Source organism: Pseudomonas urethralis, assembly GCF_021602465.1.
Taxonomy (GTDB): Bacteria; Pseudomonadota; Gammaproteobacteria; order Pseudomonadales; family Pseudomonadaceae; genus Aquipseudomonas; species Aquipseudomonas vlassakiae.
In genome coordinates this window covers 305,602-332,517 of sequence record NZ_BQIJ01000002.1, presented here as the reverse complement: position 1 = coordinate 332,517, position 26,916 = coordinate 305,602, and the positions used below count along the sequence as shown (strand labels likewise).

The 26,916-nt window shown below is 56.9% G+C and carries 27 protein-coding genes, 1 tRNA gene and 1 pseudogene; 16 read left to right on the top strand and 13 right to left on the bottom strand.

The window, feature by feature from the left end; all coding sequences use genetic code 11:
• The first annotated feature begins 206 nt into the window (after nucleotides 1-206).
• The 4 genes from L6D64_RS04295 (at nucleotide 207) to L6D64_RS04280 (ending at nucleotide 4,386) form a co-directional block, all read left to right on the top strand.
• On the top strand, nucleotides 207-1,706 hold the full coding sequence (locus L6D64_RS04295; RefSeq protein ID WP_176508822.1) for an aldehyde dehydrogenase family protein: 1,500 nt from the start codon (nucleotides 207-209) through the stop codon (nucleotides 1,704-1,706).
• A gap of 62 nt (nucleotides 1,707-1,768) precedes the next feature.
• The gene (locus L6D64_RS04290) at nucleotides 1,769-2,893 is read left to right on the top strand and encodes an alkene reductase (RefSeq protein WP_176508823.1); all 1,125 of its coding nucleotides are present in this window, start codon (nucleotides 1,769-1,771) and stop codon (nucleotides 2,891-2,893) included.
• 64 nt (nucleotides 2,894-2,957) lie between these two features.
• Complete coding sequence (locus L6D64_RS04285; RefSeq protein ID WP_176508824.1) at nucleotides 2,958-3,935, top strand: LLM class oxidoreductase; 978 nt, start codon at nucleotides 2,958-2,960, stop codon at nucleotides 3,933-3,935.
• A gap of 145 nt (nucleotides 3,936-4,080) precedes the next feature.
• Nucleotides 4,081-4,386 (top strand): ArsR/SmtB family transcription factor, encoded by a 306-nt coding sequence (locus L6D64_RS04280; protein ID WP_054571895.1) that lies wholly within the window; start codon nucleotides 4,081-4,083, stop codon nucleotides 4,384-4,386.
• A gap of 72 nt (nucleotides 4,387-4,458) precedes the next feature.
• Here the strand turns inward: L6D64_RS04280 and L6D64_RS04275 are convergent, their stop codons facing one another.
• Nucleotides 4,459-5,334, bottom strand: coding sequence for an SDR family oxidoreductase (locus tag L6D64_RS04275; protein WP_176508825.1), 876 nt, complete (start codon nucleotides 5,332-5,334; stop codon nucleotides 4,459-4,461).
• A 101-nt stretch (nucleotides 5,335-5,435) separates the two neighbouring features.
• Here L6D64_RS04275 and L6D64_RS04270 point away from each other — a divergent pair, with 101 nt between their 5' ends.
• Nucleotides 5,436-6,272, top strand: coding sequence for a helix-turn-helix transcriptional regulator (locus tag L6D64_RS04270; RefSeq protein WP_176508826.1), 837 nt, complete (start codon nucleotides 5,436-5,438; stop codon nucleotides 6,270-6,272).
• Nucleotides 6,273-6,316: 44 nt separating this feature from the next.
• Here L6D64_RS04270 and L6D64_RS04265 read toward each other — a convergent pair whose 3' ends face one another.
• The 5 genes from L6D64_RS04265 to L6D64_RS04245 form a co-directional block, all read right to left on the bottom strand.
• The gene (locus L6D64_RS04265; RefSeq protein ID WP_176508827.1) at nucleotides 6,317-7,216 is read right to left on the bottom strand and encodes an enoyl-CoA hydratase-related protein; all 900 of its coding nucleotides are present in this window, start codon (nucleotides 7,214-7,216) and stop codon (nucleotides 6,317-6,319) included.
• A gap of 50 nt (nucleotides 7,217-7,266) precedes the next feature.
• Nucleotides 7,267-8,514 (bottom strand): CaiB/BaiF CoA transferase family protein, encoded by a 1,248-nt coding sequence (locus L6D64_RS04260; RefSeq protein WP_176508828.1) that lies wholly within the window; start codon nucleotides 8,512-8,514, stop codon nucleotides 7,267-7,269.
• Nucleotides 8,515-8,538: 24 nt separating this feature from the next.
• Nucleotides 8,539-10,206 carry a GMC family oxidoreductase gene (locus tag L6D64_RS04255; RefSeq protein WP_176508829.1) on the bottom strand — a complete coding sequence of 556 codons (1,668 nt, stop codon included), beginning with the start codon at nucleotides 10,204-10,206 and terminating at the stop codon, nucleotides 8,539-8,541.
• 81 nt (nucleotides 10,207-10,287) lie between these two features.
• Complete coding sequence (gene acuR / locus L6D64_RS04250; RefSeq protein WP_176508830.1) at nucleotides 10,288-10,923, bottom strand: acrylate utilization transcriptional regulator AcuR; 636 nt, start codon at nucleotides 10,921-10,923, stop codon at nucleotides 10,288-10,290.
• 76 nt (nucleotides 10,924-10,999) lie between these two features.
• Nucleotides 11,000-12,523, bottom strand: coding sequence for a CoA-acylating methylmalonate-semialdehyde dehydrogenase (locus L6D64_RS04245; protein WP_176508831.1), 1,524 nt, complete (start codon nucleotides 12,521-12,523; stop codon nucleotides 11,000-11,002).
• A 78-nt stretch (nucleotides 12,524-12,601) separates the two neighbouring features.
• Between L6D64_RS04245 and L6D64_RS04240 the strand changes: the two genes are divergently transcribed.
• Nucleotides 12,602-13,600: a LysR family transcriptional regulator gene (locus tag L6D64_RS04240; RefSeq protein ID WP_371870320.1), complete on the top strand. Its 999-nt coding sequence runs from the start codon at nucleotides 12,602-12,604 to the stop codon at nucleotides 13,598-13,600.
• Nucleotides 13,601-14,027: 427 nt separating this feature from the next.
• Here L6D64_RS04240 and L6D64_RS04235 read toward each other — a convergent pair whose 3' ends face one another.
• The 3 genes from L6D64_RS04235 to L6D64_RS04225 all read right to left on the bottom strand — a co-directional run bounded on the left by L6D64_RS04235 (nucleotide 14,028) and on the right by L6D64_RS04225 (nucleotide 16,677).
• Nucleotides 14,028-14,729: an inovirus Gp2 family protein gene (locus tag L6D64_RS04235; protein ID WP_176508832.1), complete on the bottom strand. Its 702-nt coding sequence runs from the start codon at nucleotides 14,727-14,729 to the stop codon at nucleotides 14,028-14,030.
• A gap of 432 nt (nucleotides 14,730-15,161) precedes the next feature.
• Nucleotides 15,162-15,371: a helix-turn-helix transcriptional regulator gene (locus L6D64_RS04230; protein ID WP_061304141.1), complete on the bottom strand. Its 210-nt coding sequence runs from the start codon at nucleotides 15,369-15,371 to the stop codon at nucleotides 15,162-15,164.
• Between the two features lie 70 nt (nucleotides 15,372-15,441).
• Nucleotides 15,442-16,677 (bottom strand): helix-turn-helix domain-containing protein, encoded by a 1,236-nt coding sequence (locus L6D64_RS04225; RefSeq protein ID WP_176508833.1) that lies wholly within the window; start codon nucleotides 16,675-16,677, stop codon nucleotides 15,442-15,444.
• 313 nt (nucleotides 16,678-16,990) lie between these two features.
• Here L6D64_RS04225 and L6D64_RS04220 point away from each other — a divergent pair, with 313 nt between their 5' ends.
• The 3 genes from L6D64_RS04220 (at nucleotide 16,991) to L6D64_RS04210 (ending at nucleotide 20,653) form a co-directional block, all read left to right on the top strand.
• Nucleotides 16,991-17,662: a hypothetical protein gene (locus L6D64_RS04220; protein WP_176508834.1), complete on the top strand. Its 672-nt coding sequence runs from the start codon at nucleotides 16,991-16,993 to the stop codon at nucleotides 17,660-17,662.
• A 483-nt stretch (nucleotides 17,663-18,145) separates the two neighbouring features.
• The gene (locus L6D64_RS04215; RefSeq protein WP_176508835.1) at nucleotides 18,146-18,481 is read left to right on the top strand and encodes a helix-turn-helix domain-containing protein; all 336 of its coding nucleotides are present in this window, start codon (nucleotides 18,146-18,148) and stop codon (nucleotides 18,479-18,481) included.
• Between the two features lie 123 nt (nucleotides 18,482-18,604).
• Nucleotides 18,605-20,653 (top strand): DUF262 domain-containing protein, encoded by a 2,049-nt coding sequence (locus L6D64_RS04210; RefSeq protein ID WP_176508836.1) that lies wholly within the window; start codon nucleotides 18,605-18,607, stop codon nucleotides 20,651-20,653.
• Between the two features lie 47 nt (nucleotides 20,654-20,700).
• Here the strand turns inward: L6D64_RS04210 and L6D64_RS04205 are convergent.
• The 4 genes and pseudogenes from L6D64_RS04205 to L6D64_RS04190 form a co-directional block, all read right to left on the bottom strand.
• Nucleotides 20,701-21,046: pseudogene (locus L6D64_RS04205) on the bottom strand (phage tail protein); the annotation flags it as partial.
• Between the two features lie 155 nt (nucleotides 21,047-21,201).
• Complete coding sequence (locus L6D64_RS04200; RefSeq protein ID WP_176508837.1) at nucleotides 21,202-21,531, bottom strand: type II toxin-antitoxin system RelE/ParE family toxin; 330 nt, start codon at nucleotides 21,529-21,531, stop codon at nucleotides 21,202-21,204.
• Complete coding sequence (locus tag L6D64_RS04195; RefSeq protein ID WP_176508838.1) at nucleotides 21,528-21,764, bottom strand: type II toxin-antitoxin system ParD family antitoxin; 237 nt, start codon at nucleotides 21,762-21,764, stop codon at nucleotides 21,528-21,530. The genes L6D64_RS04200 and L6D64_RS04195 overlap by 4 nt, the downstream gene beginning before the upstream one ends.
• A gap of 186 nt (nucleotides 21,765-21,950) precedes the next feature.
• A tRNA-Ser gene (locus L6D64_RS04190) sits at nucleotides 21,951-22,038 on the bottom strand.
• Nucleotides 22,039-22,170: 132 nt separating this feature from the next.
• On the opposite strand from L6D64_RS04190, the gene L6D64_RS04185 reads away from it, so the two are divergent.
• From L6D64_RS04185 to L6D64_RS04155, 7 genes are all read left to right on the top strand, one after another.
• Entirely contained in the window at nucleotides 22,171-22,842 is a 672-nt protein-coding gene (locus L6D64_RS04185) for a Bax inhibitor-1/YccA family protein (RefSeq protein ID WP_027919754.1), read from the top strand.
• Between the two features lie 196 nt (nucleotides 22,843-23,038).
• Entirely contained in the window at nucleotides 23,039-24,418 is a 1,380-nt protein-coding gene (locus tag L6D64_RS04180) for a nucleobase:cation symporter-2 family protein (protein ID WP_054886803.1), read from the top strand.
• Between the two features lie 87 nt (nucleotides 24,419-24,505).
• A complete protein-coding gene (tusD, locus tag L6D64_RS04175; protein ID WP_176508839.1) occupies nucleotides 24,506-24,898 on the top strand; it encodes a sulfurtransferase complex subunit TusD in 393 nt (130 codons plus the stop codon).
• A 1-nt stretch (nucleotide 24,899) separates the two neighbouring features.
• Nucleotides 24,900-25,259, top strand: a complete 360-nt coding sequence (gene tusC / locus L6D64_RS04170) for a sulfurtransferase complex subunit TusC (RefSeq protein WP_054886805.1) — start codon at nucleotides 24,900-24,902, stop codon at nucleotides 25,257-25,259.
• A complete protein-coding gene (gene tusB, locus L6D64_RS04165) occupies nucleotides 25,259-25,555 on the top strand; it encodes a sulfurtransferase complex subunit TusB (protein WP_176508840.1) in 297 nt (98 codons plus the stop codon). The genes tusC and tusB overlap by 1 nt, the downstream gene beginning before the upstream one ends.
• The gene (locus L6D64_RS04160; protein ID WP_176508841.1) at nucleotides 25,552-25,887 is read left to right on the top strand and encodes a TusE/DsrC/DsvC family sulfur relay protein; all 336 of its coding nucleotides are present in this window, start codon (nucleotides 25,552-25,554) and stop codon (nucleotides 25,885-25,887) included. The genes tusB and L6D64_RS04160 overlap by 4 nt, the downstream gene beginning before the upstream one ends.
• Nucleotides 25,884-26,888, top strand: coding sequence for a glycosyl transferase family protein (locus L6D64_RS04155; RefSeq protein WP_176508842.1), 1,005 nt, complete (start codon nucleotides 25,884-25,886; stop codon nucleotides 26,886-26,888). Before L6D64_RS04160 ends, L6D64_RS04155 begins: the two co-directional genes overlap by 4 nt.
• Nucleotides 26,889-26,916 lie beyond the last annotated feature (28 nt).

Here is a 26,916-nt window from a genome sequence, read left to right as displayed (position 1 = left end):
TATGACATTTTTAGGCTTGCGGGGCCTTTTGGATCAATAATTAGACCGATCGTCTTTAAAGTCAAGCGGAAGCTTCCCTTGGACGGCATGGTGCTGAAGCACTGGGGAAAAATCGCAAGGAAAACCGAAAAATTAGATATTGACATATCTCAATATCGCAAATAATCTGTGCTCGAACTCACCCCTAGTGCCCTTGGAGGTACATCATGCAAGCGTCCAACGATATCCGTAAAAACTACCGCCCCGACAGCAGCTACGGCCTGTTCATCGACAACCAGTGGGTTGGCAGTGACAGTGGCGAAACACTCGATATTCTCAACCCCGCCAATGGCGAAGTTATCACCCAGATCCCGAATGCCAATGCCATCGATATCAACCGTGCAGTACAGGCCGCGCAACGCGCTTTCGAAACCTGGCGGGCCACCACTCCGATCGAACGCGCTAATGCCCTGCTGAAGATCGCCGACCTGATGGAGGCCGATGCCGAACGATTCTCTGTCCTGGAAACCTTGGACGTCGGCAAACCCATCCGCGAAAGCACCACGGTGGACATCCCGTTGGCGATAGATCACTTCCGCTATTTTGCCGGCGTGATCCGCAGCCACTCTGACGAAGCGGTGATGCTGGACGAGCAGACCCTCAGCATCGTGCTCAGCGAACCCTTGGGCGTGGTCGGCCAAGTGATACCGTGGAACTTCCCGTTGCTGATGGCGGCCTGGAAGATTGCTCCAGCAATCGCAGCAGGCAATACCGTAGTAATCAAGCCGTCGGAACTGACGCCAGTCAGCATTCTTGAACTCGCGAAGATCTTCGCCCAGGTACTGCCAGCGGGCGTGGTGAACATCGTCACCGGTACCGGCGCTTCAGCTGGCCAAGCGCTGCTTGACCACCCGAATGTGAGCAAGCTGGCCTTCACCGGCTCGACAGGTGTAGGTCAACGTGTAGCCGACGCAGCAGCGAAGAAGCTCATCCCTGCCACCCTTGAGCTGGGCGGTAAATCGGCCAACATTGTCTTCCCTGATGCGAACTGGGATAAGGCCGTGGAAGGCGCGGCCCTCGCCATTCTGTGGAACCAAGGTCAAGTCTGCGAATCCGGTGCCCGGCTGTTCGTGCATGAGTCGATCTACGAACGCTTCCTGGCTGAAGTCAAACAGAAGTTCGAAGCCGTGCGCGTCGGAAACCCACTGCACCCGGACACTATGATGGGCGCCCAAGTCAGCAAGACCCAGATGGAGCGCATCTTGGGCTACATCGATATCGCCCGGCAGGAAGGTGCCACAGTGCTGCTTGGTGGTGGACGCCTGACAGGGCCTGATTACGACAATGGCTTCTTCATCCAACCGACCATTTTGGTCGACGTGCGCAACGACATGCGTGTGGCTTACGAAGAAATCTTTGGCCCTGTTCTCTGCGTGATTCCATTCAAAGACGAAGCAGAAGTCATCGCTATGGCCAATGACTCCGAGTATGGACTGGCCGGCGCGGTCTGGACCCAGGATATCAACCGTGCGCTGCGGGTATCGCGAGCTGTGGAAACTGGACGGATGTGGGTCAACACTTACCATGAAATTCCTGCCCATGCCCCCTTCGGCGGCTACAAGAAATCCGGCCTGGGTCGTGAAACCCACAAGTCGATTCTGGAAGCCTATACCCAGAAGAAGAACGTCTACATCAGCCTCAACGAAGCGCCACTGGGCTTGTTCTGACCAGATACGGCTCATAGATTTGAGCTCAAATATCGATTATTTTAGATATGCAGGTATATGAGATGAAACAGTCCGCGTTGTTCAAGCCCACCCAACTGGGCCCTTACACTCTCAAGAATCGGATCGTCCTGCCACCGCTGACTCGTTCGCGCAGTTCCCAGCCCGGCAACATTCCGAACGATCTGATGGCCACTTATTACCGCCAACGTACCGGTGCCGGCTTCATGGTGACCGAAGGCACGCAGATCGAGCCCCGCGGCCAAGGCTACGCCTGGACTCCTGGCATCCATAGCGCCGAGCAGGTCGCCGGCTGGCGCAAGGTTACCGAAGCCGTGCATGCCGAAGGCGGAGTTATCTTCGCCCAGCTCTGGCATGTCGGTCGGGTGTCGCATACCTCGTTGCAACCTGGCGGTGCAGCGCCTGTCGCCCCCTCGGCCATCCAGGCGGACAGCGTCAAGGTGTTTATCGAGACTGCCCCAGGTGCCGGTGCGTTGGCCGAGCCATCGCCGCCACGGGAATTGACGAACGCTGAAGTGAAGGAACTGGTCCAACTTTACGCCCAGGCCGCTCGTAACGCCCTGGAAGCAGGCTTCGACGGGGTCGAACTGCACTGCGCGAACGGCTACCTGGTGAACCAGTTCATTTCCGCCCACACCAATCGGCGCGACGATGAATACGGCGGCTCGTTGCCCAACCGCCTGCGCTTCCTGCGTGAAATTACCGAGGCGGTCGCCGCCGTGGTGGGTAAGGAACGCATGGGCGTGCGTTTCGCTCCGCTGTTCGCCACCACCGATGAAGATCGCGTCTACCTGGGCTTGGTGGAGGAGGATCCACACCGCACCTACATCGAAGCGGTGAAGGTCCTGCAGGACGTGGGTATCGCCTACCTGTCGCTCGCCGAGGCCGACTGGGAAAACGCGCCCGAGCTGCCCGAGACTTTCCGCGAGGATGTCCGTAAGACCTTCAGCGGCAAGATCCTCTACGCCGGCAAGTACACCGCCGAACGTGGCAACCGGGTGATCCAGGCTGGCTGGGGCGACCTTATCGCCTTCGGACGCCCCTTTATCGCCAATCCCGACCTGCCCGCACGTCTAGCCAACGGTTGGTCGCTCAACCCGGTCGACCCAACCAGCATGTATGGCGGCACCGACAAAGGCTATACCGACTACCCCACCTACAGCGTTTGAGCGGACGAAGCCGCGCCCTGGACGCCCAAGGCGCGGCTCATGCCAACTAAGCAGGACAATCGCCATGTATCAACCCAGCACGGATTCTCACCACGAACATCTAGGCTTCAGACGAACCTTCAGGCAAGGCCATCTAAGTCTGGGTTTGTTCTTTCCCTTGGAAGCTTTCGAGGGCGACACCCCCAGCATGCTCGATCAGGTGACATTGGCCAAACGCGCAGAAGCTTTGGGCTTTTCCGCATTGTGGTTTCGCGACGTCCCTCTTAGGGATCCAAGCTTCGGAGATGTCGGCCAGGTTTTCGACCCTTGGGTATACCTGGGTTATATCGCCGCCCACACGAAGAACATTGCCTTGGGTACCGCCTCAATCGCCCTTCCGTTGCACCATCCCTTGCATACGGCCAAGGCTGCCGCGAGCATTGATCAGCTAAGCAAAGGACGGTTGCTTCTCGGTGTGGCTTCCGGTGACCGGCCAGTAGAGTTTCCGGCCTTCAACGTCGACCCCGAGAAGCGCGGCGAGCGCTTTCGAGAGTATTGCGAGGTGATACGCCAGGTCCATGGTCGCCATTTCGCCCCCCTCCATTGGAGCGAAGGTGAGTTGCTCGGCGCAGACGTGATTCCCAAACCCACGACGCGGGAGATCCCGCTGTTCGTGACCGGGCACAGCCGCCAGCCTCTCGACTGGATCGCTCGCGAAAGTCATGGTTGGATTAACTATCCACGGCCACCGAAGATACAGCGACTGATTGTGGAGGATTGGAAGGAAGCGGTCCTGCAGCAGTGCGGCTCAGTCTACAAACCCTTCGTGCAGTCGCTCTATATCGATCTGGATGCTCGCTCATCGACACCGCCGTCCCCCATACACCTTGGATTCCGCTTGGGCCGTACACACCTACGCGCATTATTGCAGACACTCCAGGATATCGGCGTGGACCACGTCATTCTAAATTTGAAATATGGCAGACGGCCCGCGGCCGAGGTGATCGAAGAGCTTGGCCTGTATGTTCTCCCCCATTTCCCAGGCCATGGATCACAAGCCTAAACGTGTACGTTGCAAGCCGAAAGATTCGCGCACGTTTGCTGCCGCTTTCGACAAGTGGCGCAGGGATGCTCCCTGGGGGCCTTCCAATTCCTCGTCAAGGCGAGGAGAATATTGCAATATCGCGAAAAATAGGTATGGCAACTTCATGAATACTGATATCAACGAGGTACTCAAGGCGCTGGCAAACCCAATGCGCCTTGACATCCTCAATTGGCTCAAGGATCCAAGAACGAACTTTCCTGAACAGGAAGTCGACCCGGGGACCGTCGGGGTGTGCGTCAGCATCATCCAGGAGCGCACCGGTTTATCGCAGTCCACGACTTCGCTTTACCTCACCGCTCTGCAACGCGCGCGGCTGGTAACTTCCCAGCGGATCGGTCCTTGGACGTACTACAAACGCCACGAGGAAAACATCGAGGCCTTTTTCAAGGCCCTAAAAGAAAAGATCTAGGCTGATTACCAATGAGTGGCCGAGCGGCCTCAGGTGCGTTCGCTCTGCTGGGCCGCCAGCTAAACTCGTGCCTCAACCTTGAAAATACTCCGACCCGTCAAGATCAGCCAACAAACCCGGCTGTTGTGGTGACCAACCAAGTATCTCGCGAGTAGACTTGTTGGAAGCCGGGAAGTCTCCACCAGCAAACCGGGCAAACCACCCGAAGTGCTCCGCCGAGCGAGCTTCCACCGGGAGCCCTAACCCTCGCCCGATGGCAGTCGCAAGGTCCTTGAAGGGGATGCCTTGCTCAGCAACGCCGTGGTAGGCGAAGCTTGGTTGAGCTGTTTCCAGGATCAATCGGTATAGCCGCGCAGCATCCAGACGGTGCACCGCCGGCCAACGGTTATTACCCTCACCGATATACGCCGATACACCGGTGCGGCGCGCCAAATCGATCAGTAAAGGCACGAAGCCCTTATCACCTCTACCGTGCACCGAAGGAGCCAGCCGAACGGCTGATACATGTAAGCCTGACTGCTGTTCGATCAGCGCTTGTTGCTCAGACTGGCGCGGGTGCGACCTATCTTCCTGCGACATGTCTTCCGTGATGACCCGCCCAGGGTTCACAACGGCAACACCAGAGGTCACGATCAATCGACGCCCGCCCTCAGCGAGACCGGCCGCCAATGCATGAATGGCTCGACGGTCCTGTTCAGCGTTTTCGACAAAGCGTGAGAAGTCATGATCAAAAGCGGTATGAATCACCGCATCGCATCGCTCTGCAGTACGCGTGAGCAAATCGAGGTCCTCAAGCGTTCCCTGCACCGCCCGCATCCCGCTATCCGCCAGCATGCCAGCTTTCTCGGGCGACCGCGCTAAACCGTATACCTCGTGACCTGCTTGAATCAAATCTTTGACAACGGCGGACCCTACCCATCCGGTAGCCCCAGTAACGAATACATACATGGCTAATGCCCTCCTGTTAAGAGGCAGCCACTGTCTATCACGCACTTACACCGGTAAAGTTGTGTCTTTATACTGGTATAAACAGTACCCGGATAACCGCTATGCCCAAGCCCGCGACCGTAGCCGATACCATGTCCCTAGGGGTTTATTTACGCAATTGCCGCAACCGGCTAGATCCCGCCGCACTCGGCTTATCCGATACCCGCAGGCGCACTCCTGGACTGCGCAGAGAAGAAGTCGCGCAACGCGCGAACATCAGCGCCACCTGGTACACCTGGCTAGAACAGGGCCGTGGTGGAGCACCTTCAGCCGAGGTGCTCCACCGGATAGCTGAGGCACTGATGTTGACAGAGGTAGAGCGTGAACATGCATTCATTCTCGCCCTTGGGCGCTCTCCGGAAATATGTTATCGCCCCGTCGAAGGCATCACGCCGAGACTACAGCGTGTCCTGGATTCCTTCGGCACGACACCTGCGATGGTGCGTAATGCGATGTGGGATGTCGTCGCCTGGAATCGTGCCGCAACCGTGGTGCTGACAGACTATCCAAGCCTGGAACCACGCGAACGCAACGTGCTTCGCCGCATGTTTCTGGACCCGAAAACCAAGGCAGCCCAATTGGATTGGGAGGCGGTGGCCGGCTTTATGGTCGCGGTATTTCGTGCCGATGCCTCGCGGGCGGGCGCCAATACGGACATGCAGGCGCTGGCGCAGGAACTGTGCGCGGCCAGCCCCGATTTCGCGCGGTTATGGTGCGACAATGTAGTTCAGCAATTAGGTGAGGGAATTAAGCAGATCCACCATCCTGTTGCTGGCCTCCTGGCATTGGAGTACTCCACCTTCATTGTCGACGGACGTCCGGACTTAGCGATGCTGGTGTATAGCCCAGCCAACGAAGAAGTCGCCGAGGCGATCGGCAAGCTCATGGCGGCCTCATAAGAGCTACGGGTAAACACCACGCTTACCCGCAGCATAAAGCGGCGTCAACGGTGGCGGAACACGGGGGCCCGCTTGCTGAGGAAGGCCTGCATGCCTTCTTTCTGGCCATCCGTAGCGAAAGCGGCCTGGAACAGGCGACGCTCGTAGCGCATGCCCTCCGTCAACCCGACTTCCTGGGAACGATTGACCGCCTCTTTGGCCATCCGTACCGCTGGGGCGTTATAGCCTGCGATCGTATGAGCCGCTTCCAGTGCAGTCTGCAATAGATCCGCTGGGGCTACGACGCGCGCTACCAACCCTGCTGCCTTTGCCTCGTAGGCATTGATGCTGCGCCCCGTCAGAATCAGATCCATCGCCAAGGCCTTACCGACCGACCGCGTGAGGCGTTGCGAGCCGCCAATGCCTGGAAGGATGCCCAGCTTGATTTCTGGCTGGCCGAAATGCGCGTCTTCCGAGGCGATGATGAAATCGCACATCAACGCCAGTTCGCACCCGCCACCCAATGCATAACCGCTGACCGCCGCGATGACCGGCTTGGCAATAGCCTGCACATCTGCCCAGGCCGCGAAGATATCGTGAGCCTGCAAGTCCACCAAGCGCTTGTCAGCCATTTCCTCGATATCCGCCCCGGCGGCAAACGCCCGCGGACTGCCAGCAATGACGATGGCACCGATAGTATCGTCAGCATCGAACGTCCGCAGCGCGCCAACGATTTCCTGCGACATGCGTATGTTCAATGCGTTGAGACTTTTTGGCCGATTCAAGGTGATCAAACCTACGCGTTCACGCCGCTCCACCAGGATCGTTTCGTAACGTGGAGTCGAGGCGTTCTCGACGGCCACGACCGGTTCCTTCTCGGCCTTCTCGGCCTTCGCCGCCTCAGCGGGCACACTGATATTCTTGGCCACCGAGGTTTTGGTGGTTGAAGCTTCGGGCGTTGACATCAAGATATCTCCTGTGGAGGGACCAGCCCGCAAGGGCGTAGACCAGGGGGTCATGGCAGATGGGTAACGGACGTCGGGGAGGTTTCGTTGGCGGACGATAAAGGTGCGTAGTCACCCGTTCTCGCCATCAATTGCGAAAGAATTTGCTCACGGTGCTCGTCGAGCGCCGGCGCGCGCAGGGGCACAGCGACGTCGATGTCGGCGTAAGCGCCCAGCTTGATGGGATTGCCGGCAGTACGGATGGCACGTCCGGCGGCACCTTGCACCTGGATGATCATGTTGCGTGCGTCCAGTTGCGGATGGTCGAACAACTGGTCGATCGTGTTTAGCGGGGAGCATGGTACGCCCGCAGCATTCAGGCGCTCGATCCACTGTGCCACAGGGGCGGTGCGAGTTACCGCCTCGATGGCCTTGACCAGCGCCGGCCGATTGCGGCAACGCAAGTCGTTGCTGATGAACTGCACGTCCAACGCCAACTGCGGAATGTCCAAGGCGTCGGCCATGAGCATGAAGAGCTGGTCGTTTCCTGCGGCGATGACGAAGCGGACATCCTGCGCGGCGAAGGTTTCGAAAGGTGCCAGCGAAGGATGGCAATCTCCAGTACGCGTGGGCACCTGCCCTTCCACGTCGTAGCGGGCGAAGGCGGTTTCCATCAGAGCCGCCTGGCAGTCCAGCATCGCAATGTCCACCCGCGTGCCTTGAGCATCCTGGGTGCGCTTGTAGAGCGACGAAAGGATGCCGATGACCGCGAATAATGCGGCGCTCAGGTCGCCAAAGCTCGTGCCGACTCGCGCTGGTTGGCCATCAGGCCAGCCAGTCAGGCTCATGATCCCCCCCATGGCCTGCACCACCATGTCATAGCCAGGTAGGTCGCTGAAGGGCCCGGTATGGCCAAAGCCGGAGATCGAAGCGTATACCAAGTGCGGATGGGTGCGCGCAAGCCGCTCGGCGCCATAGCCAAGGCGATCCATAACCCCTGGGCGGAAGTTCTCGACGAGCACATCCGCGTCGTCGAGCATTCGCTCCAACAGCGCTCGGTCACGTGGGCTCTTGATGTCCAGGGCGATGCTTTCCTTACCTCGGTTGAAGCACATGAAGTATGCAGACTCATGGTCGAGGAAAGGCCCGAAGGCCCGGGTATCGTCGCCGGTCGCAATGCGTTCGATCTTGATGACCCGCGCGCCCAGGTCGGCCAGGATCATCGTGCAATAGGGGCCGGCCAGGACACGCGAGAAGTCCAGGACGGTGATGCCTGCCAACGGGCCTTTTTTCGCGGGTACGCCGAGAGGGAGAGCCATATTGTTGATTCCGCTATTGGTGGTTTAGATACCCGCGATGATCCAGCGCGCGGCTTTCTCCGCAATCATCAAAGTCGGGCTGTTGGTGTTACCGCTTGTGATCGTCGGCATGACGCTAGCGTCGACTATGCGCAGACCGTGAATGCCCCGAACTCGCAAGTGGCTGTCCACCACGGCGTTGGGGTCGGAAGCACGCCCCATGCGAGCGGTACCCACTGGATGGAAAATCGTGGTGCCGATGTCCCCAGCCAGGCGCGCCAATTGTTCGTCCGTTTCGTATTGAACGCCCGGCTTGTATTCTTCGGGGTAGTAACGGGCCATGGCCGGCTGCGCGGCGATCCTGCGGGTGACCCGCAATGAATCGGCCGCAACCTTGCGATCTTCGTCGGTGCTCAGGTAGTTGGGGGCAATGATGGGCGCACTGCGGAAGTCGGCATTTTGAATGAAGACTTTGCCGCGACTGGTCGGGCGAAGGTTGCAGACACTGGCGGTGATGGCGGGGAAAGTGTGCAACGGTTGCCCGAATGCCTCCAGGCTCAGTGGTTGCACGTGATACTGGATGTTGGGCTGCTGATAGCTATCGTCGCTGCTGGTGAAGATACCCAGCTGTGACGGCGCCATGCTCATTGGGCCGCTGCGCTTGAGAGCATACTGCAACGCGATCGCGGCCTTCCCCCACAGGCTGGTCGCTTGGATATTGAGCGTAGGTGCGCCGTGGATCCTGTAGATAGAGCGAATCTGCAAATGGTCCTGCAGGTTTTCGCCCACCCCGGGTAGGTTACAAACGACCGGAATCTGGTGCCCGTTCAGCAACCGGGCATCCCCTACTCCAGATAGCTGAAGCAACTGCGGCGTTCCGATAGCACCCGCGCTAAGGATGACTTCGCGCCTGGCCTGTACCTTGTAGTGTTGACGGTACTGGACCAGATCCACGCCACAGCAAACCGGCTGGCCCTGCTCGTCCGGCTCGAACAGCAAACGCTGCACTTGCGACTCGGTCCAGATCGTCAGGTTCGGGCGCTTTTTTCGGATGGGCTTTAGAAACGCCTTGGAAGCATTCCAGCGCCAACCGCTGCGCTGGTTGACTTCAAAATAGCTGACGCCGCGGTTGTCACCCCCGTTGAAGTCATCGGTCGCAGGGATACCGGCCTGCTGCGCGGCCTCAGCAAAAGCATCGAGTATGTCCCAGCGCAGGCGCTGCTTCTCTATGCGCCATTCGCCCCCGGCCCGATGCAAAGCCTTGAACCGTTCGAGTTGGTTGCCCAGGCTACCAACCGCAGCGGCATCGAGACGGTAGTGATCTTCATGAGCACGGAAATCGTTGAGGCAGCTTTCCCAGTTCCAGGCGTCATCCCCGGTCACCTGCGCCCAGTGCTCATAATCGTGGGACTGACCGCGCATGTAGATCATGCCGTTGATGCTGGAGCTACCACCAAGGGTCTTGCCACGTGGGTATAGCAGTTCACGGCCGTTCAAACCTGGGGAAGCCGCGGTGCGAAAGCGCCAATCGGTTCGTGGATTATCAATGCAGTAAAGGTAGCCGACCGGAATGTGAATCCAGGGGTAGTTGTCTGGGCGACCGGCTTCAACAAGCAGTACCTGGCAGTTCGGGTCGGCGCTAAGACGGTTGGCAAGTAGGCAGCCCGCCGTGCCAGCGCCGACGATGATGTAATCGAAGATAGGCGTATTCATCGTGACACCCTGTAAATGACAAGCAGACAAGCCCGTCGATTAATTAGACCGATCGTATATTAATAAGCAAAAAAAATAGCCTCATAACCTCAGGCTATTCATGAATACCCTTGCGAATAATTGCAGCGGCTCAGCGTGACGCTCAAGCTTGGCGCGGAGCACGGCGCCTTCCCAACCGATCCAGAAAAAAGCCGCCCAGTGAGCGCAGTCGGTGGAAGCAGGAATCTCTCCCGCATCTTTGGCGAGCTCAAGGCAGCGTTCGAAACGCGCCTGCCAGTCAACCAGTACATCGGTAAGTTGGGCGCGGAACGACTCGGGGAGCGCGCCCATTTCCTGGCCAAGGTTACCCACCAAACAACCACGACTGAATTGGTAGCGAGCCATACCGCGCTCCGCGTCTTCACAGAACGCCTCGATCCGAGCCAGCGGAGCAAGGCTTTCATCGAGCAAGAAGCGATCCAGCTTGCGAACGAAGTATTGGGCGTACAGCTTGATCAATTCGGCGCCGAAGGCTTCCTTGCTTGCAAAGAAGTGATAGAAAGAGCCTTTGGGAACTCCCACCGACTTCAGTACCTCGTCGATACCAGTTGCCGAAAAACCCTTCTCGGTCAGCGCGGCCACACCGGCGCGACAAAGGGTTTCACGTGTTTCGCGGTAGTCGCCGGCGGCTTTCGCCGGGCGACCGCGTCTGCGGGGAGTAGCTAGTGATTTGTCCATGCCAGGATTATTAGACTGATCGTCTAGATAATCAAGTATTTTTTCGATGCCACTTCCTTGTGGCGACTGTGTACGTTTACTTCGAGGTGGGCATAGCGAATTCCGCACCCTTGGCGATGCTTTCTGGCCAGCGCTGCATGACCGACTTTTGTTTGGTGTAAAAGCGCACTCCCTCTTCGCCATAGGCGTGCATATCACCAAACAGGCTCTTCTTCCAGCCTCCGAAACCATGCCATGCCATGGGCACCGGCAGCGGCACGTTGATGCCTACCATACCGACCTGAATGCGCCGACTGAACTCACGCGCCACGTTACCGTCACGGGTGAAGCAAGCCACACCGTTGCCGAACTCATGGTCGTTGACCAACTGCACGGCGGTCCCGAAATCCGGTACGCGCACGCAGGCCAACACTGGGCCAAAGATCTCTTCTTTGTAGATACGCATATCGGGCGTAACATGATCGAACAGCGTACCGCCCATCCAGAAGCCGCCCTCACAGCCGTCGCCGGCTTGCTCGCTCTGGAAGTCTCGGCCGTCAGCCAGCAGTTGTGCACCATCCTTCACGCCCGACTCGATGTATTCGCAAATGCGCGCATGCGCGGCAGCCGTCACGATGGGCCCCATCTCAGCATCCAGGTTGGTGCCGTCAAGTACCTTCAAGTCCCGCGTGCGTTGCAGCAGCTTGGGCACGACCTTATCGGCGACATCGCCTACCAGTACTGCGACCGAGATCGCCATGCAGCGCTCGCCAGCAGACCCGTAACCTGCGCCGACGAGTGCATCAACTACCTGGTCGACATCTGCATCGGGCATGACCACCATGTGGTTCTTCGCACCACCCAGGGCCTGAACACGCTTGCCCTGGCGCGCGCCAGTCTCGTAGATGTAGTTGGCTATCGGAGTCGAGCCCACGAACGACACCGCTTTCACATCCGGGTGTGTCAACAGTGCGTCCACCGCTTCCTTGTCGCCCTGAACCACGTTGAAGACGCCATCCGGCAAACCGGCCTGCTTAAGCAGATCGGCCATGAACAGGCTGGCGCTGGGGTCGGTCGGGCTGGGCTTGAGGATAAACGTGTTTCCCGCAGCGATCGCGACTGGGAACATCCACATTGGTACCATCACCGGAAAATTGAACGGCGTGATACCAGCCACCACACCCAGGGGCTGTCGGATCGTCCAGTTATCCAGGTTAGTCGATACCTGGTCGGAGAAGTCGCCCTTGAGCAGTTGCGGGATGCCACAGGCGAACTCCACGATATCGATGCCACGTGCCACCTCGCCCATGGCATCGGTGAACACCTTGCCATGTTCGGCAGTGATCATGTGGGCCAGCGTCTCCTTGTGCTGGTTCAGCAGCTCGAGGAACTTGAACAGCACGCGCGCCCGTCGGATCGGCGGGGTGTCGGCCCACTTGGGGAACGCAGCCTGGGCCGATGCCACCGCGCTGGCGATGTCCTGGACACTGCCCAGGCGCACTTTCGCGGTGACCTGGCCGGTGGCCGGGTTGTACACCGGCTGGGTACGGATGCTATTGCCGGGGACAAGCTCCCCATGGATGTACTGGGCAATTTCTGGGATATGGCTGATGGCGGTCATGACGGCTCTCGCTTGAGGGGAAATCGGAGGTGCCGTTCGAGGTTATGGGATCATCTGTCGCCCAACAACGCCACAAACTTGAACTTATTGTTCAGTTTTGCAAACAATGAAGGCATGAAAGAAAAAAATATTGATGTGCTCTGGGCGCACCTGCATTGGTTGGTAATCCTGGAACAACAAGGCAGTTATACCGCCGCCGCTTCGCGCTTGGGCGTGAGCAAGGCCGCAATGAGCCAGAGGATCGCGGAACTTGAACGAGCCGTGGGCATGCCATTGGTTCGTCGCACTACGCGCAGCATGCGTCTAACCGAGGTGGGCCAGCGCCTCGTAGAGGAAGTACGCATGCCGTTCGAACGCATCGCCCACAGCTTCACAGGGGTGCGAGACCTGACTGGTGAGGCGACCGGTCTGCTGCGTGTGACCGCTCCGGTCGCCCTGGCCCGTCAGCAACTGGTGCCGCGCCTGGCCGAATTCTCGCGAGCCAATCCACAGGTGCGTCTGGAACTTGAGTTGTCCGACCGCATCAGTTCGCTGTCGATGGAAGGATTTGACCTGGCGATACGGCACGCTGCGTCGGTGCCCGATACGCATGTCGCGTGGCAGTTGTGCACTACGCGAACGATGCTGGTCGCCAGCCGCGATTATCTGCGCTGCCACAAGGCTCCGAGCATCCCGCAAGATTTGTCTGAACACGCGTGCTTGTACTACCCGCGCGCCCAGGAAACGCCGACTTGGGCGTTCGAGCCCGCCGTGGACCGGACCAACTCCGAACGCACCACTGTAGCGGTAAAGGGGCCATTCGCCGCCAACAACAGCGAGGCCCTTCGCGATGCGGCGATCGCGGGGCTGGGCATCGCCCTGTTACCCGACTTCAGCGCACAAGCCGCGCTACAGGCAGGTAACCTCGTGGAGGTACTTCCGGAGTGGGTGCCAGTGGGAACCTTTGCCGAGCGACTCTACGCAGTTCGGCCATATGCCCCCCATGTCCCGCTAGCGGTGTCTACGTTCGTGCAATTCCTACGTCAAGCCTGGGAATCCGGTTTTCCGTCGAGACAGCTCGCTAGTCCAACTCTATAGCTCTGGGCTCCGTATCTCGATCAGATTGGCTTTTAAAATCTGGGTTAATTCTCGTTCAACTTATCCAACATATATCCCGCAATTACACCAGCCACCTCCACAGCTGCTTCTGCCTCAGCTTTTGTGATATGTGCGGACCAAGGCCTACCGGGGGCGGTGCCTTATTTATTTCGAATAAAATTTACACCCACTGCAGTCTAATACATACCGTGTTTCATCATTCGGCACGCTGCCTCCTTCGATGACATAGGATCTTCGGGAGTGGCCGGACCGAGGGCGACAAACGCTTGGCCAAGCAGTGTAGAAAAATTTGCTTGGTGTAGTTAGGCGCCAAACTTAATTCTAATCACATGGGCCGCGGTCGCTTTTGGCAAACCTTTGCTCGTACCGGAGAGTTGAACGGCATCCCCTACTAACGACCTCAGGTCTACCCCCTACTGGTGTCGAACCCTCTCTGACGATCTCCGTAAGACTTCGTAGCCGCCTTGCACAGGTAGCTGGCACGGTGGAACAGTTGCGATAACTCGTCCACTTCATCCTCAGAGGTTTCCCGGAATATCCGGTATGTAGCACACTCAGGGATGTTCACCAGCCCATCCATCTGCTCCACAGACGAGCCCAGTGCACTGGCCCACGCCTCCTCCATTCGGCGGAGGTTGTTGGCCCTTCGGGAGAGTAACTTGCCAACCACATGGTAGGCATCATGGTTGAGCAAGATCAGTACGTGGTAATGCGGCCTCCCTCCCCGGCCATGCTCCCTGGACCAGACGTAACGAACTCTGCTTCCCCGAGAAAAACGACTGAGCCCACGTGCCTTGATCCGATCGTACTCGATCTTCGCCTTGAAGGACTCGAAGAACCTGCTGATGACCTCATTCGTATAGGCGTATTCAGGTAGATCGAGATCTCGAGGTAACCGTAGATCCACCCGGAATACCAACAGCCTCGGATACTCAGCCATAGCCAACTCGATGGTGTGTCGGAGGCGGGACAAATACTCTCGAATGAAGGGCCCCTTCTCGACCATCAGGGGAAAACCTTCAAAGGTGTCGTCGTAATACAGTCTGAGGTTTGCGTTGTCGGGATGACGAAGCAAGTGACGGTTAGAGGTATTGAGAACGCTAGACATGGTTATGATTCCTGGTGAGACTCATAACCTTTTTGACATTATGGATTTTTTTACTGTGATTTCGTCCTAGCTGCCTGGTGTACCGCGGTGAGCCTACCGGTAGTAAGCACTGTGTCTATAATGCCGGACATCAGAAATAGCTAGTAAAAGCATATTACCCACACCGCACATGATGCTCCCGGCCAAACCGTGGTCGGGAGGTGTTTTTCTTCGGCCACGCCGAGGAGTTTTCATCCTGAGTCATTCCGGAAATAAACCATCTATCGTCGAACCTGACACAGCCAGATCCATACCTCTTACCCTCCCGTTGGAACCACAATGAGGTGCAGCGCTGACGGCTCATCGAATGACAGTGGCTGCTAAGGCCTACCGTCTCACCTCGCATAATTGCCATGACCAGCCTCAGCCAGCCATGGCAATTATGATTGATGGTTAACCGACAACTCCCAGGCGGCTATCGGTCGAATCGCGCTCCTCAATCCTTGCCAGGATCCAGTCATGCACCTCACTTTCGACCCAGGCGACACGACGCTCCCCCAGTGGGACCGGCCTCGGGAAAGTGCCCTCCCCGATGTATTTGTAGATGGTCGACCGGGCCAAGCCGGTCGAGTCAATGACTTCTTTCAGGCGGATGATCCTCATGAACGGGCTCCTCGTATTCGTTCAGAGGATGGGCAAGGTCGGTATAAAAAAACGCTGCCTCCCCAACCGCTCAAGGCGGTGTAAGTAGCCCCGCCTTTTCACGAATGTCCAATTCGATATCCGCCTCTCTGGAGACTCTCGTAACCTCCGGATCCTCATACGCTCTAGTGACCAGCCAATGCTCCTGATCACGATCTGGCGGTCCTTTGAACAACATAGCAACGTGCTCGTGACCAATCGACACATGGACCGGCAACAGCATAAAGTCGACTTCATCAAAGGAAACGGCGGCTAATTCTGAAAAGCGCTTGGCGTACTCTCTTGCGACTCGAAACACCAGTCGCTCGAAAAAGTCGATAAGCTCGTCGTGATCCAAGGCCATCCCATTCTTCGGATCGACCATCGGCTGCCGAAAGAAATCAGCGATCTGCTGTTTCACCGCGAAATCAACACCACGCACCTTTCTCCACGCGGCTGGATCAGCACCAGCCCAGTGGCGCGAGAGGAAGCCTGATGCGCAGTCGCAGATAAAGAATTCAAGCTGATCAAATGCGTGCTTGGGCGCCTTCCTGAAAAGGCGCACCACGCTCTGACACACTTGGTACACCCCCCCCTTCAAGAAGGATTCCCGATCCCGCCGAACAGCCGTCACGTGATTACAGTCTCGATTTGGATCATCAAGGGCCTGATGCACAGCGGTGGATACCACATCACGCACCGGAGATAGCTGTAGGTGGTTCAAATTGAGCAAATAGATGCTGGTTAACTTCCTGGCAAAGACGGAGCTCGCAATCCCAGGGATATGCCTACGAATGAAGCCCAGCTCGATCAGTCTTCGCAAGCGTTGCTTCAAGCAGTTGCCCTCCATCCCAGCCATTGAACCGAGCTCTCGACTGCTTAGTCCCCTGACAACCCCGAACGGATCTGCTTGGCTGATCAAGATCATGAGTAGCAAACGATTCGCCAAACTGAGTTGTCCCAACCGCACAGGCGCCACTTGCTTTCCTTCCCGCGTACCAGGATTGGAGACTGATGTCGGGTCGAGGCCTTCCTTCCAACCGGCCCAAGTTGCCCTGATGCGCTCACCACTCAAAAGCCGCTCAAGCAACTCCGGATGCCCCAAATGCCTCACCTCAATTTCCCGTAGCTGAGATTGAGCGGCTTCACTTACCTCGAAGATGCATTTGGGTCTCCCCTTTCCTTCTGGTCGCGCGGATACCGTCAGCACCTTGGCCTCAATCAACTGAGACAACGACTCGGAGACAGCTTGCGCCGGAAGCCTCAGGTCTTCGACGAGTTGTTTCACCGAGCAGCTATGAGGAGTGACGAGCCCGTAGCATCTCCAGAACGCGAGTAGGAAGAACTTCGAATCGTGATCAACGAACCTTAGCTTTGCATCAAGAATCCTGGATAGCATCGAAAAACACCTCATTTTTACGACGTAAATATACCCTATATTCACGAAAGTAAATAACCGTAACGAAGCACGTAACGATTGCAGACGCAGCGCTAACGCGACAAAATCACCTCGAGAAACGTTGAGAAACGTTACAGTAACGAATATGCTCGCTGAGCGCAGAGGCCGTCACATGGCCGGTTTCCCCCGCTAGGAGGATGGAATGTCAGAAAATGAAAAACCATTGAAGTGGCTACGCGAGCCAGAAGGTGAGTGGCGGTGGGCTGCCGACTATCTCGTGCAAGCGCTCGGCCCTGAGGACATAAAGTCGTTAGAGTCCAATCCAATCAATCGCCTTGAGACCTACAAAAGCGTGGTTTCCGTTATCAGGAAACTCCAGACGAAACAGCCGGAGCTTGTTTTCAAACTGCAAGGGCACATTCGACAGCGCCGCTATCGCTCGGACAACAACGGCAGGAGACCGCTGACGCTCACCCTTAGCAAGGAGACAATCACCAAACTGACATCTCTCGCCAGACGACACAAAGTTAGCGAGGCAGCTCTGGTCTCTGCGCTCATAGTTCAAGAGGGTGAAGCCCTCGAAGCCCAAAAGAATTATGAGAAGCAGCTCAAGACCGCAGTCGCACTGGAACGCAAAAATGGTCAGCAGCGTGCTGCCTTCCTAACAGCTCAGTTGGATGAGGCACTGAAACACCTGGAACGATGTCTAGAGCTTCTTGCTCGCTGGGAACTGATGTGGCCGGACGATAAGCCACCTGCAGCCAACGATGATGACGTCAAAAAACTCGTTGCTCCCAGAATGAAGGAGGTCAAGGACGCCCTAGACTACATCGCCTTCAGAAATACCATAACAACCGAACGGGAGCATTCGTAATTGACCTTCCAATCTCAGGCGCTTCTGTTGCGCGCCCTATGAAACATGCTATAGACACGAATTGAAGACACGCTGTTGCACATTCACGCTGCCCAGGTAGGTGCATACAACGGCACTAACGACCTAACGCAGGTTTTCTAGAACGGGGTGATTCATGTTCTGGTTTCCTCCTTGAAGCCGGCAGCTTAACTTTTGGCTCGGCGTTCTTGATTCCGAGTAGCACAGCTGACCGGTGGACTCCCGCATAGACATTTCTTCTGTCCGTTCAGGTCCGCATAAAACGGTAGAGGGATGTTAGCCATTCTGGATAGCGAAGGCTTTGGCTCTGATCCTCCTTGCAGCTCCAGGCGTTTTCTAGCGGCCTCGCACGCTTGCTCGGGTGCATAGGTGGCGTGCATAGTTCAAATTCGTGTGATTTCGCGTAGTGATGAATCGATACCGGTTCAGATAATTGAACCAATCAATGCCTGAGGTTCAAAAAATATGACCATTGGCGATCGACTGAAGGAAGAGAGGTCGCGTCTGGGCCTAAGTCAAACAGACTTGGCCGCAGTAGCTGAAGTGGGAAAAACCACACAGATTAACTACGAGAAAGGCGCAGGCAGCCCAGACGCTCGCTACCTAGCGGCAGTGGCGAATCGTGGAGTAGATGTTCTCTATGTGGTCACTGGCACTCGCCAGCCTACGCCTGTGAATGAGCTCAGCTCAGAGGGGGCTGAGCTGCTGCATTTGAGTCAAAGGATTCAAAAGACGGATCTGGCCATTCTCCTACGAATGGCTTCAGCTTTTGCGGCTGTGAACGACCGGAGTCCGAGTTAAATAGGGCTTGGGCTGTAGTTTGCAGCGACGGGCAAAATAGGTAATTGAGCTTCGCGGTGTTGGTCAATTGTCTGTATTTCGCAGAATTGAATAATTAAGTAAGTTTTAGCTAATGGAGTAGTCATGCAGTCAGAGCTGAAGTCACTTTCCAAGATATTCACGGAAGTAATTTTCAGGATCCCTGATTATCAGCGAGGGTATTCTTGGGGCGAAAAGCAGCTCAAAGATTTCTGGAGCGATATAGAGCAGTTGGGTCAGTCCAAAAGTCACTATACCGGGGTTCTTACGCTGGAGCCTGTCGCCCAAGAAAGCTATCAGCGTTGGGATGATGATGTTTGGATTATCGAGTCTAAGCGTTACAGCCCGATGTATGTCGTGGATGGCCAGCAACGCTTAACAACTGCCGTTATACTTATACAGTCGATCCTTGACAAGATGCGAGAGGATCAGTTTGTAAACTTTACAGACAAGGACGAAATTCGCAAGAAATATATTTGTGAAATCAAAGGGCGGGGCATATCTAAGTCTTATCTTTTTGGCTACGAAAAAGACAATCCTAGCTATGAATTTTTAAAGCAAAATATATATGGCGATGAGTCTATTAATCATTCACTATGCGAGGAAACAATATACACAAAGAACTTAATTGCAGCCAAGAAGTTTTTTGAGGGCAAGCTGAAGGATCTTGATGACGAAGCGCTGAGCGCTATTTATACTAAGCTCACTCAACATTTGCAGTTCAATATCTTTTACATAGAAAAAGATCTTGATGTATTCATTACCTTTGAGACGATGAATAATCGTGGAAAATTGTTGTCTCACCTTGAACTGTTAAAAAATAGATTGATTTATCTTTCGACCAAGTTTGATGTGGAAAAACGGGAGAGCGAACACCTTCGGAAGGCGATAAATGAGAGCTGGAAGTCTGTATATCACTATCTCGGACTGGTAGATAGCGAGAAGTTTAATGATGATGTCTTCTTGCGCACGCACTATGTGATTTATTTTGGGCACAGATTTAAGAATGCTGATGGTGATGATTCGGAAATTAAACGACTGAGGCGTTATCTGCGCACAGAGCATTTTTATAAAGATCAGTTGCTGGAAAGTTTTTTCACGCCTAAGCGGCTACATGCAGATGCCGAAAATCCATTGAGCATTGAAGAGGTATATGACTACGCGTCAAGTATGAAAGCGGCAGTCAAGACCTTCTATCATGTTGCATACCCTGATGCCGCAGACTGGACCCCGGTAGAATCCAAAGCCTTAGCCCAGATCAATCGACTGGCAAACTACAATTTATTTTTGCTTATAGTGGTCGGCGCGGTAAATTTCAAAAAGTCTAAGGGGCGCGAAGAGTTATTCGTTGCGGCGGAAAGATTCGGGTTTGTTTCTCGCGCATTTTCCTATCATTTTGATATCGAACTTTTTGAGCTGGTTATTAGGGCCGTTACAAAGGAAGAGTCGCCCGAGAACCTGACGAAGGTGCTAGAGGAATTTGCCGACAAAATAATTAAGAATGCTGAATTCAAAGATACAATGCGGAATCTTGGGAAGGCCAGTAATGGATTTTATGGTTGGTTCCTTACGCGCTACTTTATGTATGAATATGAGCAGCATCTGCGTGAGCTTTCAAAAACGAGCAGGCAATTGCTTCCGTGGATTGAAGGGAATATCCGTGAGGCTTATGACGAAGATTTTAAAACTGTAGAGCATATTTACCCTCAGCGCGCGAATGATAATTATTGGAAGACTCAGTTTGCGAAGTATTCGGTACCGGAGCGAAATAAGTTAAGAAACTCTCTTGGAAATCTCTTGCCTGTCTCACATGGCAAAAATGCTTCGCTTAGTAATAGAGCGTTTCGCGTTAAGAAAGGCTCTGAGCGGAACCAAGTCGGATACAGTTACGGTTGTTTATCTGAGATTCAGGTAGCCATGTCGGAAGATTGGGGGGCTAGGCAGATTCTGCGTAGAGGTATTTATTTGCTAGAGTTTATGGAGAAGCGTTGGGGCTTGAAGATTGGTGATGTAGCAAAGAAAATCCAGTGGCTGGGATTGGAGTTTGTACTGGATAAAGAAGGTATAAGTGCGCAAGCCATCGTAGCTGACTCAATGGGGGTGCCGGAGCCACCGGCTGAGTTGGTTGAAGAGCGTGATGATATTATTTCCTAGCTAGACCTTACTCTAGACTCCTGTATGGAGTTATTTGGCCTTGGCTGCAGCAGCGCCCTCATGCCGGTGTATTTACTCTCGGCAGTGGTGGTGCCGATAAGCGCACTGGTGGTCTCGCCTCGGCTTCGCCTTCCTTGACGCGCACGACGATGACGTAGGGCTTGGTTTGGTCGGCGACCGCCTGCAGGCTGCTTTTCAGCCTGCCGGTGGTACCGGCCTTGCCGACCGTAGGCTGCACGTTGAACACCAGGACAGGGGTGTCGAAGGGGGAAAGTAGCTGCATCAGCATCGTCGCCGGAGCAGGCCAGGCCAATGACAGCGGTGGGAATGATGCGAATTGGGCGGGTGCTATCGGAAAGTTCGATGACTCGTACACCAAAGGTAGTCAGTCATGGGTTCACATCTTTACAATCAAGCACGACTGAATAGACAACCCGATAAGGCTCAACCAAATCAGAGCTGATGCGTCCCTAGCGACAGACTGCTTATCGAAACCAATTGAGCGCAAGCAGAAGACATCCACCATCCAAGCACAACCTCTACTGCCACTAATGGGAAGCGCTTTCAACCAACCATTCAGGAATATCCCGCATACCGTGTAAAACGCGCCAGACATCGATATGGTCATCGCGTTCAACATAGAACACCAAGTAGGGATAGCGCTTCAGCGGCCAATAGAGCAATCCCGGCAGATCCAACTCATGAGCGTACCGAGCTGAACCCAGGGCCGGATGCCGACTGATGTGGGTATAAGTCTTTTCCAAGGCATCGATAAAACCGAGTGCAGCCTGCTCGGCCTGCTCAGCAAGGTAATAGCTGATAGCGTCTTCTACGTCTTGGTTGGCAAGCGCTCGTGGAATGACGGGCTTAACCTTCATCCTCGAGCCTTACGAACCTTCGCGCGCAGAGATTCGAAATAGTCACCATCCGCAGGAGCAGCCTGGGCCGATTCAGCCCCAGCCAGTAGCAAGCTACGCAGATGCTGCCGATCCTGGTCCTTGCGAATCAGCTCCCGCACATATTCGCTACTGGTGCTGTAGCCTCGCTGGCTAACCTGATCATCGACAAAGGACTTGAGGGCATCCGGCAGGGAGATGTTCATGGTGCTCATGGTTTTATCCGAATTTGACAAAATTTGCCAAATTATACACCTCCAGCCCGCCCTCGTCAGGACACTTAGCTCGATTTCAAGCCTAAACCATTGCCAATGGCAGATTTTTTGAAATGGGTACAAACATGGGTAGAAAAACCGCCACTCACAAAAAAGCCCCATTTTCAGGGGCTTTAATGAGAAATGTGGCGGAAGCGTAGAGATTCGAACTCTAGGATAGTTGCCCATCGACGGTTTTCAAGACCGTTGCCTTAAACCACTCGGCCACGCTTCCAGCTCGTTTTGCGGCCGCCATAATACCGTAATGAAACAAGCTGTCAAACTCTCTGTGTCGCGGGTTGCGGAGCGTCTGTTAGACTGCCTGCATCTGAACGTCCAAAACCATGGATTCATAAGGAGTGTCGCCATGCGCGAACAGGATTATGCCGTACACCACGGCCAGCAAGCCGAGCAGCAGGAGGTCAGCAAGGTCCTGCGCAACACTTACAGCCTGCTGGCACTCACCCTCGCCTTCAGCGGTGTCATGGCCTTCGTTGCCCAGCAGATGCGCGTCGGTTACCCGAATGTGTTCGTCGTGCTGATCGGCTTCTACGGGCTGTTCTTCCTGACTGCCAAACTGCGTGATTCGGTCTGGGGCCTGGTTTCCACCTTCGCCCTCACCGGTTTCATGGGCTTCATTCTCGGCCCGATCCTCAACCGGTACCTGGGCATGGCCGGTGGTGCTGAAGTGGTCAGCTCGGCGTTTGCCATGACGGCGCTGGTGTTTGGTGGCCTGTCGGCCTACGTGCTGATCACCCGCAAGGACATGAGCTTCCTCAGCGGTTTCATTACCGCTGGTTTCTTTGTGCTGCTGGGTGCCGTGGTCGCGAGCTTCTTCTTCCAGATCAGCGGCCTGCAACTTGCGATCAGCGCCGGCTTCGTGCTGTTCTCGTCGGTCTGCATTCTGTTCCAGACCAGCGCGATCATTCATGGCGGTGAGCGGAACTACATCATGGCGACCATCAGCCTGTATGTGTCGATCTACAACCTGTTCATCAGCTTGTTGCAGCTGTTTGGCATCATGGGTCGTGATGACTGATTGATTGCTGATTGGGAAAGCCCGCTTCGGCGGGCTTTTCTTTGCGCGTTGGAAATGTTCTGGGCTAGTACGCTGACTTAAAAGTCAGGAAACAAGGGAAATGGTCGCCGATCATGCCGCCATCGTGCATTGCCCTACCGCAATCGCCCTTCTGCCCGTAGAATGCGCTCCTTTTTCTTCCGGGGCAGCTTCACTGATGAGCTCACACGAACACAGCCCAGGCGCGGCGGCGCCTGCCAACGAACTGGTACTTGGCCTTGAGGACAAGCCACGGCTGTTGATCGGCCTGCTGGCAGCCCTGCAGCATCTGCTGGCGATCATAGTACCGATCGTTACCCCCGGCCTGCTGATCTGCCAGGCGCTGGGCGTTTCGGCTCGCGATACCAACCTCATCGTTTCCATGTCGCTGGTGATCTCCGGTATCGCCACCTTCGTCCAGTGCAAGCGCTTCGGCCCGTTCGGTGCCGGGCTGCTGATCGTGCAGGGCACCAGCTTCAACTTCGTTGGGCCACTGATTGCCGGCGGCGCGTTGATGGTCAAGCAAGGTACGCCGGTGGAAAGCGTAATGGCGGCGATCTTCGGTGTGGTGATTGCCGGCTCGTTCGTCGAAATGGGCGTGTCGCGCATCCTGCCGTTCGTCAAACGCCTGATCACCCCACTGGTGACCGGCATCGTGGTGCTGATGATCGGCCTGACCCTGATCAAGGTCGGCCTGATCAGCATGGGTGGCGGCTTCGGCGCCATGGCCAATGGCACCTTCGCCAACGGCGAAAACCTGATGCTGTCGGGTGCCGTGCTGGCGGTGATCGTGATCCTCAACCGCATCCCGGTGGTCTGGATGCGCAGCTGCGCGATCGTCATTGCCCTGGCAGTCGGCTATGCCCTGGCCGGCTACCTCGGCCGCCTGGACTTCACCGGCATGCACGAAGCCGCGCTGTTCCAGGTGCCGATGCCGCTGCATTTCGGCCTGGGCTTCTCCTGGGCGCTGTTCATCCCGATGCTGGTGATCTACCTGGTGACTTCGCTGGAAGCCATCGGTGATGTGACCGCGACCAGCAAGGTTTCGCGCCAACCGGTCGAAGGCCCGCTGTGGATGTCGCGCATCAAGGGCGGGGTGCTGGTCAACGGCGCCAACTCGCTGTTGGCTGGCCTGTTCAACACCTTCCCCAGCTCGATCTTTGCCCAGAACAACGGCGTGATTCAGCTGACCGGCATTGCCAGCCGCCATATCGGTATCTGGATTGCCGTGATGCTGGTGCTGCTGGGGCTGTTCCCGAGCGTGGCCGGCGTGATCCAGGCGGTACCTGAGCCGGTGCTGGGTGGTGCCGCCATGGTCATGTTCGGCGCGGTGGCCGCGTCGGGCATCAATATTCTGGCCAGTACTCGCCTGGACCGTCGCGCCCTGCTGATCATCGCCGTGTCGCTGGCGCTTGGCCTGGGCGTGGCGCAGGTGCCGGAGTTCCTCGCGCACATGCCTGCTGCGATCCGCAATGTGCTGGAGTCGGGTGTGGCCACCGGGGGTATCTGCGCCCTGGTGCTCAACTGGTTCCTGCCGGAAAGCAAGGAAAACGCCTGAACCGCGCCTGCCCCGCCGACCAAGCCCGCGCCCACTTGCGCGGGCTTTTTGCTTTATCATGGCGGCATTCCTTTGCACGAGTTGTCCATGAAATTCGCTATCGCGGTTTTTTCCCCAGCCCATGCGCCCTCTTCGCGCCGCGCCTTGCGCTTCGCCGAGGCAGCGCTGGCTGGCGGGCATGAGATTGCCCGGCTGTTCTTCTACCAGGACGGGGTGCACAGCGCCTCGGCCAACGTGGTCGCGCCCCAGGATGAACAGGACATCGCCGCCCAATGGCGGACCTTCATCGAAATGAACCGCCTCGACGCAGTGGTGTGTATCGCCGCCGCGCTGCGCCGCGGCGTGCTCGATGACGCCGAAGCCAACCGCTACCAGCGCCCGGCGGTCAACCTGCCCAAGCCGTGGGAGTTGTCTGGCCTCGGCCAGCTGCACGAAGCCGCACAAACTGCCGACCGCCTGGTCTGCTTCGGAGGCGACTGAAATGGCCAAATCCATGTTGATCATCAGCCGCCAGGCCCCCTGGAACGGCCCGGCTGCCCGCGAAGCGCTGGACATAGCCCTGGCCGGCGGCGCCTTCGATCTGCCGCTGGCCATGCTGTTCCTCGATGACGGCGTGTTCCAGTTGGCACCCGGTCAGCAACCTGCCGCCGTGGAGCAGAAGAACCTCGCCGCCAACCTGCAGGCGCTGCCGATGTTTGGCGTCGAGGAGCTGTTTGCCTGCCAGCACAGCCTGGCGCGCCGCGGCCTGGCCGCCGATGGCCTGGAGCTGCCGGTGGAGGTGCTGGACAACGCAGCCCTGCAAGCCTTGATTGCCCGTTTCGACCAAGTGGTGACGCTCTGATGCCAACCCTGCACGTGTTATCCCACTCGCCGTTCGGCGACGAACGCCTGGACAGCTGCCTGCGCCTGTTGGGCGCTGACGATGGCGTGCTGCTGTGTGGCGATGCGGTCTATGCGCTGCGCGACGGCAGTGACAGCCAGCGCCAACTGCAGGCTGCCAACCTGGCACAGCGCCTGTTCGCCCTCGACGAAGACCTGCTCGCCCGTGGCATCAGCAGCGCGCTGGCCGAGGCCGTGAACTACCAGGCCTTCGTCGAGCTGTCACTGCACTACGACAAGGTCAACAGCTGGCTATGAGTACGCTGAACATTGGCGATCGCGCCATTGCGCTGGACAAGGACGGCTTCCTGGTCGACTTGCAAGACTGGTCGCGCCCCGTCGCCGAAGCCCTGGCCGAGCGCGAAAGCATCGCCCTGACCGCCGACCACTGGGAAATCCTCGAACTGCTGCGCCAGTTCTACAACGAATATCAGCTGTCGCCAGCCACTCGCCCACTGATCAAGTACGCCGCGCTCAAGCTGGGCACGGAAAAAGGCAACAGCCCGCACCTTAACCGCCTGTTCAATGGCACCCCCGCCAAACTCGCCGCCAAGCTGGCGGGCCTGCCCAAGCCGACCAATTGCATATGACCGACGCCCGTCCGCTGACCCTGGAAACACCGGCCGAACACCCGTTCGCCGAATTCGTGCGCATCCTTGGCAAAGGCAAACGCGGCGCCCGCGGCCTGACCCGCGAGGAAGCCCGCGCCGCCATGACCTTGTTGCTCGAAGGCAAGGTCGAAGACACCCAGCTCGGTGCCTTCCTGATGCTGCTGCGGCACAAGGAAGAGAGCGCAGAAGAACTCGCCGGCTTCACCGAAGCCCTGCGCGCGCACCTGCAAGCGCCGAGTATCGCCGTAGATGTCGACTGGCCGACCTACGCCGGCAAGAAGCGCCACCTGCCCTGGTACCTGCTGAGCGCCAAGTGCCTGGCCGCCAACGGTGTGCGTATCCTCATGCACGGCGGCGGCGCACATACCGCCGGGCGCCTGTACACCGAACAGCTGCTGGTGCTGCTGGAGATCCCGCTGTGCCGCGACTGGGCGGCGGTCAGCCAGGCCCTCGATCAGCAGCGCCTGGCCTTCGCCCCGCTGCATGACTGGGCGCCACAGCTGCAGCGGATGATCGACCTGCGCAACACGCTGGGCCTGCGCTCGCCCATCCATTCCCTGGCCCGAGTGCTGAATCCGCTGGCTGCGCGCTGCGGCCTGCAGAGCATCTTCCACCCCGGTTACCAGGCGGTGCACCGTGAAGCCAGCCGCCTGCTCGGCGACCATGCCGTGGTGATAAAGGGTGATGGCGGCGAAATCGAGATCAACCCCGATGTCATCAGCCACCTTTACGGCACCCGCGCAGGCGAAGCCTGGGACGACGAATGGCCGGCGCTGAGCGAACGCCGCCATGTAAAACCACCAAGCTTGCAACCCGAGCATTTACTCGCGGTCTGGCGCGGCGAGGCCGAGGACAGCTACGGCGAAATGGCCGTCGTGGCAACCATGGCCCTCGCGCTACGGGGCTTGGGCCAGGGCCGCGAACAGGCCTTCGCATCCGCACAGGGCTACTGGGCTGCACGCAACCAATCGAATAACTAGATAATCAAGGGGCGTTCTTTGCGCTAGT